16 protein-coding genes, 1 tRNA gene and 2 pseudogenes are annotated in these 15,310 nt (G+C 65.0%); 7 read left to right on the top strand and 12 right to left on the bottom strand.

The features are described from left to right. Positions 1-266: 266 nt before the first annotated feature. The 6 genes from V7082_RS18860 to V7082_RS18835 all read right to left on the bottom strand — a co-directional run bounded on the left by V7082_RS18860 (position 267) and on the right by V7082_RS18835 (position 5,599). A complete protein-coding gene (locus tag V7082_RS18860) occupies positions 267-1,316 on the bottom strand; it encodes a DUF7146 domain-containing protein (protein ID WP_334150982.1) in 1,050 nt (349 codons plus the stop codon). A 19-nt stretch (positions 1,317-1,335) separates the two neighbouring features. Beyond that, entirely contained in the window at positions 1,336-1,530 is a 195-nt protein-coding gene (locus V7082_RS18855) for a hypothetical protein (RefSeq protein ID WP_334150981.1), read from the bottom strand. Positions 1,531-1,532: 2 nt separating this feature from the next. Further along, complete coding sequence (locus V7082_RS18850) at positions 1,533-2,033, bottom strand: hypothetical protein (RefSeq protein ID WP_334150980.1); 501 nt, start codon at positions 2,031-2,033, stop codon at positions 1,533-1,535. Between the two features lie 95 nt (positions 2,034-2,128). After that, positions 2,129-4,132: a ParB/RepB/Spo0J family partition protein gene (locus V7082_RS18845; protein ID WP_334150979.1), complete on the bottom strand. Its 2,004-nt coding sequence runs from the start codon at positions 4,130-4,132 to the stop codon at positions 2,129-2,131. A gap of 151 nt (positions 4,133-4,283) precedes the next feature. Further along, on the bottom strand, positions 4,284-4,661 hold the full coding sequence (locus tag V7082_RS18840) for a DUF2958 domain-containing protein (RefSeq protein WP_334150977.1): 378 nt from the start codon (positions 4,659-4,661) through the stop codon (positions 4,284-4,286). After that, positions 4,658-5,599, bottom strand: a complete 942-nt coding sequence (locus V7082_RS18835; RefSeq protein WP_334150976.1) for an ArdC family protein — start codon at positions 5,597-5,599, stop codon at positions 4,658-4,660. Before V7082_RS18835 ends, V7082_RS18840 begins: the two co-directional genes overlap by 4 nt. Positions 5,600-6,343: 744 nt before the next feature. On the opposite strand from V7082_RS18835, the gene V7082_RS18830 reads away from it, so the two are divergent. Further along, positions 6,344-6,670, top strand: coding sequence for a hypothetical protein (locus tag V7082_RS18830; RefSeq protein WP_334150974.1), 327 nt, complete (start codon positions 6,344-6,346; stop codon positions 6,668-6,670). 198 nt (positions 6,671-6,868) lie between these two features. Here V7082_RS18830 and V7082_RS18825 read toward each other — a convergent pair whose 3' ends face one another. Beyond that, a complete protein-coding gene (locus tag V7082_RS18825; RefSeq protein WP_334150972.1) occupies positions 6,869-7,615 on the bottom strand; it encodes an MFS transporter in 747 nt (248 codons plus the stop codon). Between the two features lie 5 nt (positions 7,616-7,620). Then, complete coding sequence (locus V7082_RS18820; RefSeq protein ID WP_334150971.1) at positions 7,621-8,016, bottom strand: MFS transporter; 396 nt, start codon at positions 8,014-8,016, stop codon at positions 7,621-7,623. Between the two features lie 77 nt (positions 8,017-8,093). Here V7082_RS18820 and exbB point away from each other — a divergent pair. Continuing rightward, positions 8,094-8,657: pseudogene (gene exbB, locus V7082_RS18815) on the top strand (tonB-system energizer ExbB); the annotation flags it as partial. A 5-nt stretch (positions 8,658-8,662) separates the two neighbouring features. Next, positions 8,663-9,136 (top strand): annotated as a pseudogene (exbD, locus tag V7082_RS18810) (TonB system transport protein ExbD); the annotation flags it as partial. A 148-nt stretch (positions 9,137-9,284) separates the two neighbouring features. Here the strand turns inward: exbD and V7082_RS18805 are convergent. Together V7082_RS18805 and V7082_RS18800 are read right to left on the bottom strand one after the other, a co-directional pair. Then, a complete protein-coding gene (locus V7082_RS18805) occupies positions 9,285-10,628 on the bottom strand; it encodes a type II toxin-antitoxin system HipA family toxin (RefSeq protein WP_334150969.1) in 1,344 nt (447 codons plus the stop codon). Continuing rightward, a complete protein-coding gene (locus V7082_RS18800) occupies positions 10,625-10,912 on the bottom strand; it encodes a helix-turn-helix domain-containing protein (RefSeq protein WP_334150967.1) in 288 nt (95 codons plus the stop codon). The genes V7082_RS18805 and V7082_RS18800 overlap by 4 nt, the downstream gene beginning before the upstream one ends. A gap of 639 nt (positions 10,913-11,551) precedes the next feature. On the opposite strand from V7082_RS18800, the gene V7082_RS18795 reads away from it, so the two are divergent. Continuing rightward, positions 11,552-11,923 (top strand): hypothetical protein, encoded by a 372-nt coding sequence (locus V7082_RS18795; protein WP_334150966.1) that lies wholly within the window; start codon positions 11,552-11,554, stop codon positions 11,921-11,923. 24 nt (positions 11,924-11,947) lie between these two features. Here V7082_RS18795 and V7082_RS18790 read toward each other — a convergent pair whose 3' ends face one another. Then, positions 11,948-13,276, bottom strand: coding sequence for a tyrosine-type recombinase/integrase (locus V7082_RS18790; protein ID WP_334150964.1), 1,329 nt, complete (start codon positions 13,274-13,276; stop codon positions 11,948-11,950). Between the two features lie 124 nt (positions 13,277-13,400). Continuing rightward, positions 13,401-13,476: transfer RNA gene (locus tag V7082_RS18785), tRNA-Ala, on the bottom strand. Between the two features lie 234 nt (positions 13,477-13,710). Between V7082_RS18785 and V7082_RS18780 the strand changes: the two genes are divergently transcribed. Genes V7082_RS18780 through folD form a run of 3 tightly spaced genes read left to right on the top strand, consistent with a single transcriptional unit; the run spans position 13,711 to position 15,252 of the window. Beyond that, complete coding sequence (locus V7082_RS18780) at positions 13,711-14,001, top strand: YggT family protein (RefSeq protein WP_334150962.1); 291 nt, start codon at positions 13,711-13,713, stop codon at positions 13,999-14,001. Beyond that, positions 13,998-14,342: a DUF167 family protein gene (locus V7082_RS18775; protein ID WP_334150960.1), complete on the top strand. Its 345-nt coding sequence runs from the start codon at positions 13,998-14,000 to the stop codon at positions 14,340-14,342. The genes V7082_RS18780 and V7082_RS18775 overlap by 4 nt, the downstream gene beginning before the upstream one ends. Before the next feature lie 37 nt (positions 14,343-14,379). Next, positions 14,380-15,252, top strand: a complete 873-nt coding sequence (folD, locus tag V7082_RS18770; RefSeq protein ID WP_334150959.1) for a bifunctional methylenetetrahydrofolate dehydrogenase/methenyltetrahydrofolate cyclohydrolase FolD — start codon at positions 14,380-14,382, stop codon at positions 15,250-15,252. Positions 15,253-15,310 lie beyond the last annotated feature (58 nt).

Here is a 15,310-nt window from a genome sequence, read left to right as displayed (position 1 = left end):
CATCGCGGCCTTCCGGCGATCCCTCACGGCGGGCGGAGCGGGCCTGCACCGCGGGGCCGCGCGACCGCGGCCGGAGCGGCAGCGGAGGACGGCGAGCACGGCTTTCTTGTCTCGCGAGGAATGGCGGCGCGCCAGCGCCGCCAGGGGAAGAAAGCCGCGCACAGCCGTTGCCGGACCGGGCCGGCTGCCGTCCGATCGCCCCTTGAAGGCCGGGCGCGGCCCCGCCGGCAGAGAAGAGCCGAGCGCGACCGGACGCGATCAGCGCGTCAGGAGTGGTCCATCGCCGGAAAGAGGAAGCGTGCAACGTCTTCGGGTGCGAGTTGCGGTCGTACGACGGCCCGCAGATCATCGAGGCCGAAGGCGACGAGGTCGTCGTTGAAGTCGCCGAGGCGTGGCGAGAGCGGGATGGCCTCGATCCCGGCAGCCTCGGCGCGCCTGGTCAGCGTTTCCACGGTAGCGTCGCCTGCGGCATCGGGATCGCGGGCGATGTAGAGGCGCCGCAGTGTGTCCGGGAACAGGATGGCGGCCAGATGCGGTGCCGACAGCGCAGACATCATCGGCATGGCGGGCAAGGCAATGCGCAGCGACAGGACGGTCTCGATGCCTTCGCCGGCCGCCATGACGTCAGCATGCGGTCCGAAGCGCACGGCGTTGCCGAGCAACAGGCCCATGGCACGCCGCGGCATATCGATCGGCGCCTTACCGACGCCGGACGGATTCAGCCACGTGCGCAACACGCCCGTGATGGTGCCGTCGAGATCGGTGACCCCGGCGATCATGGCCGGCCGGCTCTCGCGCGCGGCCGTGTCGTGGGCGCGAAAGTAGCAGCGCGGGTGGAAGCGAAGGGCCTGGATATCGTGAAGCTGGTCGATCCCGCGATGATGCAGGTAGGTTGCAGCCAGAGTTCCGGCGACCGGCTGCGAGGCGGCGAACAGACGCCGGGCCGCTTCGGGCGAGCCCGAGAGGGTGGGCGTGACCGGCCGCTTGGGCTGCGAAACGGGCTCTGGGCGCGGCAGGCTCAGGAACCGGCGCGCCTCGTCGGCGACATCCCGGAAGTCGAGCAAGCCGCACGTCTCGCGGATGACGTCGAGCAGGTCGCCGTGCTCGCCGGTGGCCGCGTCTGTCCACTTGCCGGCAGCGCCTGCGCCGCTGTCGGCTCCGAGCAGGCGCACGTACATGGATTGGCCGGGCGTATTGCGGACGTCGCCGACGATCCAGTAGCGCCCGACACGCCGCCCGTTGGAGAGATAATGCCTGCATACCGCCTCGGCCTCGCGCGCGAGGCGATGTGCCAGATCGGTGGCGGATGAGCGCATGGTCATCTGCATAAGGCTGTCAAAGCCGCCATGTCCAGACGATCTCCTGTGCCCGGCGGTGGCAGGCCAGCATCTCCCGGTAGAACCGATGCCGGGCAGCGCGCTGCTTCGGATCGCGCCGCGCATACGGTGCGACCTTGCGGGCCGCAGCGCGGACGACAGCGCGCCAGCCGTCGTGAACTGATATGTGGAGGCGCAGATAGGTGCCGTACATGGTCAGCCTCCTCCCTTGCCGCGTGATGCCAGAAGCTCATCCAGGATATCCGGGGTGGATCTGCTGTGGATGGCATCGGCGGTGATCAGAACGACCCCGCCTCCGAAGCCGTCGGGGCGCATCCTGGAGCAGGTGAAGGCGGAGACGACCGAGATGTAGTCGAGTGTTGGCGATCGCCGAACGATATCCTGCAGGAGTTCAGACCAGGAGAGTTCGTCGAACTCGAGATCAATCTCGGTGTCGTCGGGCGGCGCGGCGGTGAGACGCTTCCTGACATGGGAGGCCAGGACGCTGTCTTTTCCGCTCGACGCATCCAGCGCGGTGCGTAGGTTGTCAATCGATAGTACGATCGCATCGCTCGGTCCCAGACTGGAGTAGAGGTAAAGCACATCGCCGTCAGGTTCGGTCTCGAAGACCAAGCTGAGGACGAGACGTTCAAGCGGCGTCATGTCGGCGACAGGAATGAGCTGCTGCACAACGGTCGGTGAGTAATAGTCGGCCATCTGAGAGGTCTCCTGAAACGAAGGCGCCCGGCACGAGGCCGGGCGAAAGAGGGATGAGAGATGGGCGGCAGCCGAGGCCGCCGCCCTCTGATGCGTTATTCCGCAGCGGCAACGCGCGGCGCTTCTCCGCTGTCGTCTTGCTCGTGACCCACCGTGCGCAGCGGCTCGGGCAGCCAGCCGGCACCGTCGAGCAGGCGCTCGGCGGCCTTGGCCATCTCGGGCTTCTTGAGATGCGCGATGCGGTCGGCGGCCTTGTCGCCCTTGGCCTCGCGCACGGCGTCGAGGATGCGCGCCTTGGTCACGCGACCGAGGTAGGAGTCGACCGTCGGTGTCCAGCCGGCGGCGGCCATGTCGAAGTTCACGGCCGTCGCGAGACGACCGGCATGGTGGAGCGCCTTCGGCCGGCGGTCATACGGCTGATGCACCGCGTTGATGGTGAGGCCCACGCAATGGGCGAACAGCGCTTGTCGGCTGTCGCTATCGAGGTCGGCCAGCGCGTCCCAGAGCGCGCCCGCGTCCTTCGGCACCCAGCCAGACCATTGCTTGTGGCGAGCGTCGATGGCTTTGGCGGACGCGGTATCCGAGAGCCCGGACGCGTTGCCGAGCAGGACGCTCTTGGCGTCGATCTCGAGGCAGGTGTCGAAGCCGTAGGGATAGAACAGCTTCAGGCAGAGCGCATGCAGCGTAGCCAGGAAGGCTACGTCAGGATCGTTGGCGACCGCCTCGCGCAGCGCCAACGTGCGGTGCGCCGTGAGCTCGGTCATGAGCCGGTCCGAGAACGGACGAACGCCCTCGGTCTCGTCTTCTTCCGGATCGTCGACGGCCGAGTCGTCGTCCGGATCGGCTTCCGTGCCGTTTGCGCTCAACTTTTCCGACTCAATTCCGTCTCCTTCTGCATCGCCGTCTTCGTTCTCGACCGGCAGCTCGTCCTCGGGTTGGACGTACCCGCGCTCCACATGCAGGACGCCGGCGCTGTCGATGCTGACGAAGGCGCCAGCGCGCGCGACTTCCTCCGCCTCATAGACAACCGGCCGCTCGTCGAACGCCGCGAGCGCCGTCTCGATCTCGCCAAGCCGCTGGTCGACCTCGTCGGGGATCTCGTCGACCTCGGCGTACTTGGCCTCGAGCTGGTCGAGCTCGGTTTGCAATGCGTCGCGGGCGGCAACCTCGTCTTCGGTCATCGGCACTTCGCGTCCACGCAGCCGGCGCAGACCATAGGTGTGACCGTAGGGGAGCTCGGGCGCGACCTCGATCCACTTCCAGCCTTCGGCGCGGACGGCGTCGGCTTCCTTCTCGAGCTTGTCGGCGACGAGCCTCTCGAGCAGGGCCGGCTCCTGCAGCCAGCCGCCGTCGTCGGACTCGAAGAGATCGCGCAGGATGGTGCCGCCGGCCTCCTCGTAGGCTGCCGTGCCGACGAACAAGGCCCGCTTGTCGGAGACCCGCACCGACCCTTCTGTCAAGAGGCGGCGGATCTGGTAGGGCTCCTTGCTGTAGGAGCGTTGCAGGGCCTCCCACACCTGCTCCTGGCGCGCATGATCGGGATTGACAGTGAAGGCCATAAGCTGGTCGAGCGTCATGCCGTCCTCGGCATAGACGTCGAGCAGCGATGGGGCGACGGCGGCAAGGCGCAGGCGCTGGCGCACGATCTGGACAGAGACGAAGAAGGCGGCGGCGATCTCCTCCTCGGACTGGCCCTTCTCGCGCAGGGCGAGGAAGGCGCGGAACTGGTCGAGCGGATGCAGCGGTGCGCGCTGGACGTTCTCGGCCAGGCTGTCCTCCTCGGCGATGCCGCCGGTACGGATGACGCACGGGATGGGCGCGGTCTTGGCAAGGCGCTTTTTCTTGATCAGCAGCTCGAGCGCCCGATAGCGCCGCCCGCCGGCGGGTACCTCGTAGAGTCCGGTCTCGTTGCCGTCGGCATCGCAGACGGGCCGCACGGTCAGGCTCTGCAGCAAGGTACGTCGGGCAATGTCCTCGGCCAGCTCCTCGATCGCAACGCCTGCCTTGATGCGCCGTACGTTGGTCTGACTGAGGACCAGTTTGTTGAAGGGGATGTCGCGCGAGACGCTGAGCGCGATCTTGGGAAGGGCTTTGGCCATGTCTGGGTTCTCCACGACGGGCGGCCGGGAGACTCTCTCGCGACCTCCAACCCGTCATGAATCCCCGGCCCACCTCTGCCTCTGGCCGGTTGCGCCTCGGGTGGGAAGCGGCACGCCGCATCGCGCGGCGTGCCGGGGAAGCGAGCCGGACTCACTTGGTCTGCCGCAGCGCGTCGGCTGCGGCCTCGAGGCGGTCGTCGTCGAGGACGATCTGTCCCGCGGTGCGCGCGGCCGCGGCATAGACGGATAGGGGAAACTTGCCCTCGAACCAGAGGTCGCGCTCGATGCCGAGGCCGAGCGGCAGCCGTATGGACGCCATCTCCGACAGGCTGAAGGCGCCGAGCTCAGGGCAGCCGAAGCAGAGATCGGCGAGGCCATGCAAAGTATCGCCGTCCTCGGCGAGCTCGGTGGCGAGCCAGGTCGCGGCGCCGAGCGGATTGAAGAACTTGACCACGGGCACGTGGTCGACATCGCGGTGACGACCGTTGGCCAGTAGACGCTCATGGAGCTCCGAAGTGAGGAGGATCATGCCACCCTCCGTGCGTTGGAGGCCGCATCGCCGGCATCGGGCAGAAAGCCCAAGAGATAGTCGGCGGCCTTGCTTGCGAGCGATGCGGAACGGACGATGGCGCGATTGTCCTCGCGCAGCACCTCGAGCCACGATCCGATGTAGTCGGCATGGCGCACGGTCGGCGCGATGCCGAGCGCGGCGCAGCAGAACGCCGCGTTCATCTCCGCGACCAGCTCCTCGAACGCATACTTTCGCGAGCCGAAGGACCCCGAGAGATCACGGTTCAGCCGCGAGGCATGCCCCGAAGCGTGGCCGAGCTCGTGCAGCGCGGTGCGGTGCCAGTTGATGGGCTCGAAGAACGCCGCCGGCGGCGGCACCTGCACGTAGTCTTCGGACGGCGCATAGAATGCCCGGGCGCCGCCGATGCGGAAGTCGATGCCGGTGGCCTTGATCAGGGCCTCGACGCGGGGCTCGATGGTGCCCGGGGGCGGGGGCGGCGCGACGGTCGCGATCTCGTCGGGTAACCCGTCGCACTGGTCGGTGTTGAAGACGGTGAAGCGCTTCAGGAACGGAATGGCGCGGGCTTCACCGCCGCCGGCCGCCGCGCGTCGCCTGGCGTTGTCCGGTATGAAACGGTCGGCATAGACGACGGTGACGCCACGCTCGCCCTTCCTGACATTGCCGCCGAGCGCCAGGGCCTGACGGAAGGTCAGCCAGCTTTGGCCGGCGTAACCCTGCTCGATGACGGAGCCCCACAGGATGAGGACGTTGATGCCGGAGTAGGTACGGTTGGTCGAGGCGTTCTTAGGCATCGTGAGCTGTGCCTTGGCGGATGGCGTGCCCCAGGGCTGGACCCAGGGCACGCGGCCGTCCTTCAGCTCGGCGATGATCTTGCTGGTGATGACGTCGTAGAACGTGGGCCGGTTGCCGTCGGCGCTGGAAGGGGATCTGGACATCTCGGGTCTCCGCGACGGGCCGACGAGAGCCTCTCTCTCGCCATCTGGAGCCCGTCACGGCGACCGCCGCCCACCTCTGCCTCGTCTGTACGGCAGCCGGCGGGATGCTTGCATCCGTCTGCGACCTGCCGGCGGCGAAGCCGGGCCATGATAGTCCGGACCGGCCGGTGGTAACGACACTGCTGACGAGATACGACGACCGAGGAGGTCCTGGCGATGGGCCCACACCTCATTCAAGAGCTGAACGTTCTGGCCGATAGTCTTGGGCCGGAATTTGCAAATTGTGGGCTTCCATGCGCGGCGGCAGACGCGTTGCAGGAGCTCATCACCGCGTTGGGGTCAGCCAAGACCGTCTTGATAAACCGACACAACTCGGAGACCGATCTATGGGAGCGCATGGCAGCGCTGGGAAAGATCGACGACGTTCTCGGTGTGAGCACGGTCGTGCACCGAGGTGCGGCTCGCGTGTTGGCAGCAGGTGCCGACGCCGAGGGTCATGGTCCTGCGCCAGGTCCGTCACCCGCATGGGCCGAGACCCGCGACTCTTGCCGGGCTCGCCTCCGGCAAGACGCGGGGCTCGGGCGCGTGGCCCGGGCCGCAACGGGCCACGCGGTAGGGCCGACCGCGGCCCTCCTGGCCGCGGGGCGCCCAACCGCTCTCCTGAAGTCCATAGCCGCGCCGGCAATCCGGTCGAGGAGGCGCATCCAAAGCAAGTGCGTTTCGCGACTTGCAGCCGTCTGGTCTTTGCACGGCGCCTGGGGGCCATTGCGTGTCTTCCTCCCAGGAAGCGGCCAGGACAATGGTATTGCGTTGACCCGCGCGCTGGGCCTTGCTCGCTTCAAATCCGCGATCGGTGGAACGCCGGAAGTGGCCCGCTTCGCGCGGCATGAGGACGATCTTTTTCTGGTTCTGGCGTCGGACGGCGTTTTCGCGGTGCTGACGCCGGAAATGGTGCATCACATCATTGCCTCATCGGCTTCGGCTCAGCATGCCGCGGAGGCCGTCATTGAGGCCGTGCTCGAGCGCGGTGCTCCCGACAACGCCAGCGTCATCGTGGTTGATATGCGCTAGAGCGCGATTGCTTTTCGATTGAATCGAGATCGCGCCCTAGCTCTTTGATGAGACCGGTGATTCACGCTCCGGACTGATAGGGTCCGAAGCGATCATGGTCTAGCAGGCGCTTGCCCTGACGGTGGCGACCTATGGCAGTCTCTCGAGAGGAAAAATGGTCCTCTATCCCTATGTCCAGCAGACTGCTTGAGAACCGAGCTAACGGCGCTGTTCAACTGCATATCTCGGTTTCAAGAGCGGGCTCAGCACGACCATCAAAACCGCAAAAACTATGAAAAGCCAACTGGGCGCCACGAAATCGCCTGTCCAATCGCGCAGAGCGCCCACGCAGATGGGGCCAGCCGCGGCGACGATGTAGCCGACGGTCATCGAGAAGGCTGTCCATGCATTTGCTTCCTCAACGCTGCGCGCGTTATCGAGCGGCATCGTCATTGAGAGCGTGAAGGCGCCACCCAGGCCGAGGGCACCGATCGGAACAGCAAAAGACGACACGAGGGCATCGGCAAGAGGGATTGCCGCAAAGCCAAGGAGGGTCAGCCCACCGCACAGACCCAGCCATATGCGCCGATCGGACGATCGGCTCAGGACTCCGAATATCGGGTTGGCAATCGTAAAGCCGGCGAGGAAGCTTGAAAGTATCAGACCAGCGATTGCAGGGGAGTGTCCAGCCTCCTGAAAGAGTGGGGAAATCCATGCCACCGCGCCGAAGAAAAGGAAATTCGCCGAAGAAAAGTATGCTGCGATAAGCCAGGCCTTCCTATCGCGCAATGGCAGCCTGGCGATGCGGGAGTTTCGCGACGGGAGAGGCTGTCGGCGAACACAGGTCGAGATGGAGGTCCATGCGATCAGGCCTGCGACCGTCGTCACGCTCCATATGCCAAGAGCAAGCCTCCAATCGCCTTGTGTCGCCTCGAAGAGGAGACTTGTGGCGGCTGCCGCGATCAAACCTCCTAACGACAAGCAAGTGCGTAAACTCCAATGAAGGATGCCGCCCGGTGGGAGAATTGCTCCTTGATAAACCCGGGGATCAGCGTGCCGACGACAGCAATGCCGGCGCCAATGCCCATGGTTGAGGCAAGCAGCGTAAAGCTCCCGATCGAGAAAGATCGCAAGGCCGTTGCCGCACACAATAGGCCCAGGGAAGCCATGAGCAACCGATCGCGCCCGAAGCGTCGGGCCAGCATTGGCGTGGGCAAAGCCAGCACACCCATCAGGAGAGGCGGCAACGCCGTCAGTAGGGACGCCACCGTGTAGGTCAGATGGAATTCGGTTATGACCGCTGTGAGGACGCTGCCCACCGATACGATCGCAGGGCGAAGGCTCAGTGCCACGAGGCTGATCGCCAAGACCGTTCTGCCATCGCTCAACCCGGCCGAACTAACATTTCCGTCATGGCCACCGTCGTCCAATAGCACCACGTCATCTGCAGGTCATCCGGTCCGCACCGACCCTCGACCAGGCCCTCGCGGACACGATCGCACGCGGCGGTCCGGCAGCCCTGATGCTGCGTGCCGCTAAGGAGGAAGCCGAGCTTTCCGATGCCGCCATCGCCTATGCCGGCAGCGTCGGCCTCAAAGAACGCGTCGCGTCGGCGCTCGGTCGTGTCGAAGCCCATTTCGGACGACGCATCTCGCGCGGCACCGGCATCCTCGCCATCATCGGATCGACAGCCCCCTTTGTTGGCCTGTTCGGCACTGTGTGGGGCATCATGAACAGCTTTATCGGCATCTCGGAAGCACACACCACCAACCTTGCCGTCGTTGCCCCCGGGATCGCAGAAGCCCTGCTCGCCACCGCGACCGGTCTCGTCGCCGCGATTCCCGCGGTCGTTATCTACAACGTGTTCGCTCGCTCTATCGCGGGCTACCGGCAATTGCTCGCCGATTCCGCCACGGCCGTCGAACGCCTGATCAGCCGCGATCTCGATTTCCGCCTGGTGCCGACCAATGACAGCCGGCGCCAGCCGACCAACGTGGCAGCGGAGTGACCGTCATGGCCGGAGGCATTCGCGAAAGCCGAAACAACAACGATCTCGACGAGAACCACGAGATCAACGTTACGCCGTTCATCGACGTGATGTTGGTGCTGCTTATCATCTTTATGGTGGCGGCACCGCTCGCGACCGTCGACATTCATGTCGATCTCCCCGCGTCGACCGCCAAGCCGGCCGAGCGCCCGGATCGGCCGCTCTATCTGACCCTTAAGGATGACCTCACGCTCAACCTTGGCGACGCGCCGATTGCGCGCGAAGCCCTGCCAGCCGCCATCAACGTCTTCACCGAGAGCAACGAGGAGACTCGCGTTTTTCTCCGGGCGGACAAGTCGGTTGACTATGAGCACCTGATGGGCGTGATGAATCTTTTGCGCGATGCCGGCTATCTCAAGATCGCGCTGGTCGGCCTCGAGACGCAGCCGAGCGGTGTCTCCGCAGAGAACCCCCCACGATTCAACTCTGCCGGCAATGCCACCACCAAAAGGACAATGGCCTGCACTCACCAGTACAAGGTCGAGTTGTCAGAGAACGACATCACACCAGATCGGCAGAGGGACGGGGCCGATTGCCACTCCAGGAAGAGCATTGATCAGATGTGCCGTCGCATACCCGCCGCTCAGCTCATGCGGGCCGGGCTTTTCCCTTCGGCTTGCGAGGACCCGAAGCGGGCTTGGCCGGCTTCGGTCTGTCTGGCGACGATGGTTGCGGGACGCTTTTCTCGTTCAACCCTGAGATCAAGGCGCGCGCCCGGCGCGCGATGGCGTCGGCAAAATGCTTCACCATCACGTGGGGACCGGCGGGCATGGCGTTCACCGCGTCGGTCGCAGCCGTGAGCTCCTTGATGGCGGCGGTCGCCAGCGCTTCGACGCGGCGTACGGTCTGCGTCGGATTGAGACCGCACTCCTCGGCAAAGCGTTCCCAGTGCCGGCGCTTGAGGTGCTCGCCGCGGTTCTTGCCGGCGATCTTCTGCGCCAGATTCCGGGTAATGCCCTCCCATGCCGCCGCACACATGACGTCGTAGAGCGGCGCCAGCGAGAACCCTCGCCCGGAGATCATCAGGGAATAGTTCTTGGCGTGGGCGTCGGTGTTGCAGGCGACGATGTTGAAGATCACCTGGTCCAGAAGGGCGAGCACATCGGGGGCTCCCATCGCATTGCGTGTGAGCGCGAACATCTCGGCCAACGTCGGTCCCTTGATGCCGGTCTGGTTGCTCTCGTACTTGGCCGATGGCGGCCGTCCGAGCGCTTGGCAGAAGTCCTCCTGATGCAGGCGCCGCCAGCGGTCACCCTGCTGGATGCGATCGTAGCGGTTGATCAGGAGATAGGTGCGCCGGCCCGCCGTGCCAGTCGTCAGGTCCGGCACGTTGAGACCGCAATGTCGGGCCAGGGTCAGGCACAGCGCCTCGTTCTGCACCCCGCCGAGCAGGCGTTCCGAGTCCGGCTTCAGGATATGGGTGGAGGGGGCACCGTCGGTCGGAATGCAGATGCGGTTCCTGGCGTCGATGGCAACACCGAGCTTGTTCTGCACACCGGCCAGCGACATCGACACGCCTTCCTCGCCGGCCAGAAAGGGCTTCTTTGGCAGTTCATCGATGATGCGCTCGAGCTCGGCCGTCTTTCTGACCGGCTTCCAGTCGCCGGGGCTGGTGGAGCCGGGCCGGCCGATCGACAGCGCACCGGCCGTGTCGCGGCCGATCTCCGACAGGATGCCGATCACGTCGTCAGGGGAGGCGCCGAGCGCGCGCCCGACCGTTCGGAGCTGCGCGCCTTCGGGCAGCAGGTTCGCCGCCCAGGGCAGGAACAGCGCCGGCTTTACCGGGCGGGTCGAGAGCGGCATGAGGATCGAGAGCGGGAAGGCGCCACGCGTGCGCAGCCATTCTGGATCGTAGAGGAACGTCGGTCCGTCGGTGCCGACCTCGATGCTGCCGACGGTGCGGGCTTCGTAATAGACCGGCAACGCGCTCACGACGGCAAGCCTTCATCTTCGATCATGTCCGGCAGCAAGGCGTTGTCCGCGCGGTCTTGAGCGAGGAGATCGAAGATGCGCAGTCCTACTGCGTTGGCGACCACCAGCGAGCGGCCCAGTTCGCAGGTGGGCTTGCCGGCCTCGAGGTCGATGATGAAGCGCCGCCCCACGCCGGTGGCAAGCGCGAGTTCGTCCTGATTCATCTTGAGTGCCTTGCGCCGTTCGCGCACCAAGGTGCCGAAATGCGCGGCCTCGTGCTCTCCGATGGGGGGGCCATCGGCCATCGCGATCTGCCTCCGATTCCAAAGTGCTGACGATCCATAAGTTCCCGTACGGGAACTTATACCTCGACTTACGCTGGGAGGCAACAAAAAGTTCCCGATCGGGAACTTTCTCGATCGTCGAGACGGAAAGCGGCCGAATTATTCCCGTACGGGTACTTTGCTCTCGCCGACCGCCCATTCAAGCACAATGTTCCCGTTCGGGAACATTGTCGGCTTCGAAGCGATGTGGAAGGTCATCGTGAACCCCCTCGACTTCGGCTTAGGTGTTCATCCGCTGCAGCAGGTCGCGACGCCAGGCGCTCCAGAAAGACCCGCCCAACTGAGAGGGTAGGCGCCGGACCGCGATTGGACACGCTGTTTCCAAGCGCTCTGGCAGCTGTCCGCACGACTTGGTGATGCGCTCGTGTGTGCCCGATCGGATCGGAGCGGTCGTGGCCGTGTTCTCCCGGATGCCCGGCGTTTCCCGGCCGGGCCTACACATTCCCGCGTTTCCGGATTGCGCGGTCTCGCGGTTGCGTCCGTAGTGAGCCGGAAAGCATTATCTCGCGCGAGGCTTGCCTTGGCTCTCCATCGTCGTTTCCGTCCCCGATGCTGTGGGTGTACCGCCCGTGTGAGGCTGATGTGAACGGGCGTCCGCGCATGTCGCGCGCGAAGGGCGACGGGCAGGCCCTGAGGGTGTTCGCTTCCAAAAAAAATGTTCCCTCCCGGTCCCTGACCGAGCGCATCGAGCGAGCGCTCGTGCTGGCCGCTTATATCGTGGTCCGTCACGGCCCGGTCTATGCGCCGATCGTCGCGCGTCTTGAGCGCGAACTCGAGGTCGCGCGGCGCACCGATCCGACCGAGCAGGCCAAACGCATTCTCGCAACCTACGGGGCCGAATACTTTGCCTCGCCGCCGCGCGGGACGGCCACGAGAGAGCGGACTCTTCGGCCCTCGTGTGCGACGCCGGTGCGGTCGGAGAGTCCAGACGGGAGCGGTGAACGGAGCCGGAAGCGCAGCATCGAGCGGTAGAGCGCTTGCCTCTGACGAGCGCCGCTAGATGCGTTTCGGCGATCGGAAGGCGATCCGCTTCAGCCACTTGCGCTTGAGCTCGAGCGAGGGACCTTTGCCGTAGCGCGGCCGATGCCATTTGTGGCCCATCAGCGCGGCGACGACCTTCTCCGGTGTTTCGACGGCGGTCAGCCGATCCTCGAAGGTATGGCGCAAGGAATAGAAAGATTGGCCCGGTTCCGGCCGCAGGTCGCGTGCTTCGAAGGCCTTGTTGACCAGCGCCGAGAGCGAATCCGCCTTGTCTCGGTAACGCGGGAAGCCGTTCGGATGTTTCTGCACGACCTTCAACGCCATGCCGACCAGCGGGATGTCACGCCAGGAATCGTCGGTTTTTATCTGGCGCCCGTCGGGACGCACCTGCACATGCGGGATCTCGTGGTCGAGGCGGATCGTAGCACGGTCGAGATTGCAGGCTTCCGACGGTCTGAGGCCGGTCTCGATTACGAGATAGATCAGTCCGCGCGCTTCGTCGTTGAGCTCGTCGAACAGGCCTTCGGCAAGGATCCTCGTCTGTACGAACTTCGGGTCGAAGGCCACGCGCTGCTTGTCCTTTCCTCCCGAGATGCGCGCCTTTGCGAAGACAGCGGGCAGCCCGTACTGGTTGACGTCATTGATGGTGACGAACATGCCCGAGACGTGACCGATGATCTTGTTGGCTGTGTCGATCTCGATCTCCTCGCCGATGATTCGGTCAAGCAGGTGTTGGCGGAAGGCGATGACATCGGTTCGGGCCACGTCCCGCATGGGGCGGTCTCCGCCGATGACGGCGATGAATGTGTTCAACGCCGTCTCCTTGGGCGTGCGCCATCGCTTCTTCTGCTGCTCGGATTTGCCGACGAGGTGGGCTTCGGAGATTTTCTGGAACTCGTCCATCATCTGCGACAGCAGGAGCGGCGGCACATCCTGCCCGCCGAGGATTGCCGTGACGTCTGTGGGTTTGTCGGCGGCGTCTCTGGCTTCGATCAGCTCGATACGGCGCACGATTTGCTCGACGGGGGCCGCCGCGATCATGTCGGCGGTCATGTAAGGCACCCCGACGTGCCGCGCGGTTTCGAGCGCGCGCTCGTAGCGCGAGACGGCGTCTCCATCGCGCCCTGCGCTAAGGTCGAGCCAATAGCGTTCGAGCCCGCGATCGAGCTTCTGAACCGCAGCCTCGGCAACCAGCGCGCGCGGGTCATCGGCGATGCGAATGCCGGTGCTGAGCATCACCGGATTGCGCGCATCGTAGGCGGAGAAGCGGCGCGGTACGCGACGCACGAGATACCAATATCCGTAACGCTTGTGCGGTCGGGCGCACTGATGGCGAGGGGCCATGAGCGGCCTCCATAGCGTGATTGATTGTTGGATAGATTGTTGGATATGAAAAGGCAAAAATCAAGACGTCTCACGAAAAATGTCAGATTTACCTAGTAAAATCAACGATGCGATTGTGGGGAAGTGGTGGAGCCGAGGGGAATCGAACCCCTGACCTCTGCAGTGCGATTGCAGCGCTCTCCCATCTGAGCTACGGCCCCGAGACGTATGGGATTTGGAACGCGTTTTGTCTCTCCGGCAGACCGGAGGCCGTCCGCGTGTCCAAGGTCCGGGGCATTTACCGTCCGCCTCCAGGCGTTGTCAAGGAACCGCCCGGGCGGCTCGCGGGGAATCGCCGGCCTGTGCGCCGGGGGCTGGGGCGGCTTGCCGCCTCGCGCCGCAGCGGTTACACGTCGGACGGGATTTCCGAAGCACGTATAAGGATTGGGCGCCTAATGATCGAGCTGCTCGGCTTCATCAACTATCTCATTTCGCTCTATGTTTATGTCATCCTGGGCTCGGTCATCCTTTCCTGGCTGATGGCTTTCGGGGTCGTTAACCCCTACAACCGCTTCGTCAGTGCGCTGGCGCAGGCGTTCGCGGCCGTCACGGAGCCACTGCTGCGGCCGATCCGCAGCGTGCTCCCCGATTTCGGGGGCATCGACTTCTCACCGCTCGTCCTCCTGCTGGGCTGCTACTTCGTGCAGAGCGTCGTGATCCCGAACATCGCCAAGATGATTCTGTGACCGCCGGCACTCGGAAGCCGGACTCCCCACCTCCCTGGCGGCATGGTGGCGCGTGTGTCATCGTGCGCGTGCGGATCACACCAAAATCGTCCATAGATGCCATCGATGGAATTGAGACGACGGCGGAAGGTCCGGCCCTCAAGGCCCGGGTGCGGGCAATACCCGCCGAGGGAGAGGCGAACGCGGCGCTCTTGAAGCTCCTGGCTACCTGGCTCGGCCTGGGGCGGAGCAGCCTGCGGCTCGCCAGGGGCGGGAAGTCGCGCGTGAAATCGGTCGAAATCACCGGCGACATCAAGGAGATCGAAGCCCGGCTCGCTGAGAGGCTGGCCGGACTGACGTGAGTGGAAGCAGCGTAACGAAAAAAGGAAAAGGGAGTCCATGGCAGCACAGATCATCGATGGCAAGGCCATCGCAGCCGAAGTCCGCCAGCAGGTTGCCGCCGACGTCAAGTCGCTCCAGGCGAGCCATGGCCTGACGCCCGGCCTCGCCGTCGTGCTCGTCGGCGAAGATCCGGCGAGCAAGGTCTACGTCAAGAACAAGGCCGCGCAGACCGTCGAGGTCGGCATGCAGTCGTTCGAGCACAAGTTGCCGGCCGATACGTCCGAGGAGGACGTGCTCGTGCTCGTGCAGACGCTCAACGCCGACAAGAACGTCAACGGCATTCTGGTGCAGCTTCCGCTGCCCAAGCACATCAATGCCGAAAAGGTCTTGAACTCAATCGATCCGAACAAGGACGTCGACGGCTTTCATCCGACCAACGTCGGCCGGCTGTGGATCGGCGAGCGGACGCTGGTGCCCTGCACGCCCACCGGTTCGGCCATCCTCGCCAAGAAGATCATTCCCAATCTCAAGGGGGTGAACGCGGTGATCATCGGACGCTCGAACATCGTCGGCAAGCCGATGGCGGCGCTACTTCTGCGCGAAAGCTGCACGGTGACGATCGCGCATTCGCAGACGAAGGACCTGCCGGCCGTCTGCCGCGGCGCGGATCTGCTGGTCGCGGCCGTCGGCCGCCCGGAGATGGTGAAGCGCGACTGGATCAAGCCGGGCGCGGTCGTCATCGACGTCGGCATCAACCGCGTGCCGGGCGAGAACGGCAAGACGAAGCTCGTCGGCGACGTGGCCTATGCCGAGTGCGCCGAGGTGGCAGGCGCCATCACCCCCGTGCCGGGCGGCGTCGGGCCGATGACGATCGCGTGCCTGCTGCAGAACACGGTGACGGCGGCGAAGATGCAGTATGGGATTGAGTAGGTAGGGGGCAGTAGGCAGTAGGCAGTAGGCAGTAGGCAGTAGGCAGTAGGCAGTAGGC

This window comes from Hyphomicrobium sp. (genome assembly GCF_036833075.1).
GTDB lineage: Bacteria > Pseudomonadota > Alphaproteobacteria > Rhizobiales > Hyphomicrobiaceae > Hyphomicrobium_C.
Note: the sequence above shows the minus strand (reverse complement) of the source record. Positions and strands in the feature narration are given on the sequence as shown.

Bases quoted from the DNA above. Each gene is read 5' to 3' on its own strand.
- V7082_RS18860 (WP_334150982.1), bottom strand. From the start codon at position 1,316: ATGCGCTCATCCGCCACCGATCTGGCACATCGCCTCGCGCGCGAGGCC.
- V7082_RS18855 (WP_334150981.1), bottom strand. From the start codon at position 1,530: ATGTACGGCACCTATCTGCGCCTCCACATATCAGTTCACGACGGCTGG.
- V7082_RS18850 (WP_334150980.1), bottom strand. From the start codon at position 2,033: ATGGCCGACTATTACTCACCGACCGTTGTGCAGCAGCTCATTCCTGTC.
- V7082_RS18845 (WP_334150979.1), bottom strand. From the start codon at position 4,132: ATGGCCAAAGCCCTTCCCAAGATCGCGCTCAGCGTCTCGCGCGACATC.
- V7082_RS18840 (WP_334150977.1), bottom strand. From the start codon at position 4,661: ATGATCCTCCTCACTTCGGAGCTCCATGAGCGTCTACTGGCCAACGGT.
- V7082_RS18835 (WP_334150976.1), bottom strand. From the start codon at position 5,599: ATGTCCAGATCCCCTTCCAGCGCCGACGGCAACCGGCCCACGTTCTAC.
- V7082_RS18800 (WP_334150967.1), bottom strand. From the start codon at position 10,912: ATGGCCGATGGCCCCCCCATCGGAGAGCACGAGGCCGCGCATTTCGGC.
- V7082_RS18795 (WP_334150966.1), top strand. From the start codon at position 11,552: ATGTCGCGCGCGAAGGGCGACGGGCAGGCCCTGAGGGTGTTCGCTTCC.
- V7082_RS18790 (WP_334150964.1), bottom strand. From the start codon at position 13,276: ATGGCCCCTCGCCATCAGTGCGCCCGACCGCACAAGCGTTACGGATAT.
- V7082_RS18780 (WP_334150962.1), top strand. From the start codon at position 13,711: ATGATCGAGCTGCTCGGCTTCATCAACTATCTCATTTCGCTCTATGTT.
- folD (WP_334150959.1), top strand. From the start codon at position 14,380: ATGGCAGCACAGATCATCGATGGCAAGGCCATCGCAGCCGAAGTCCGC.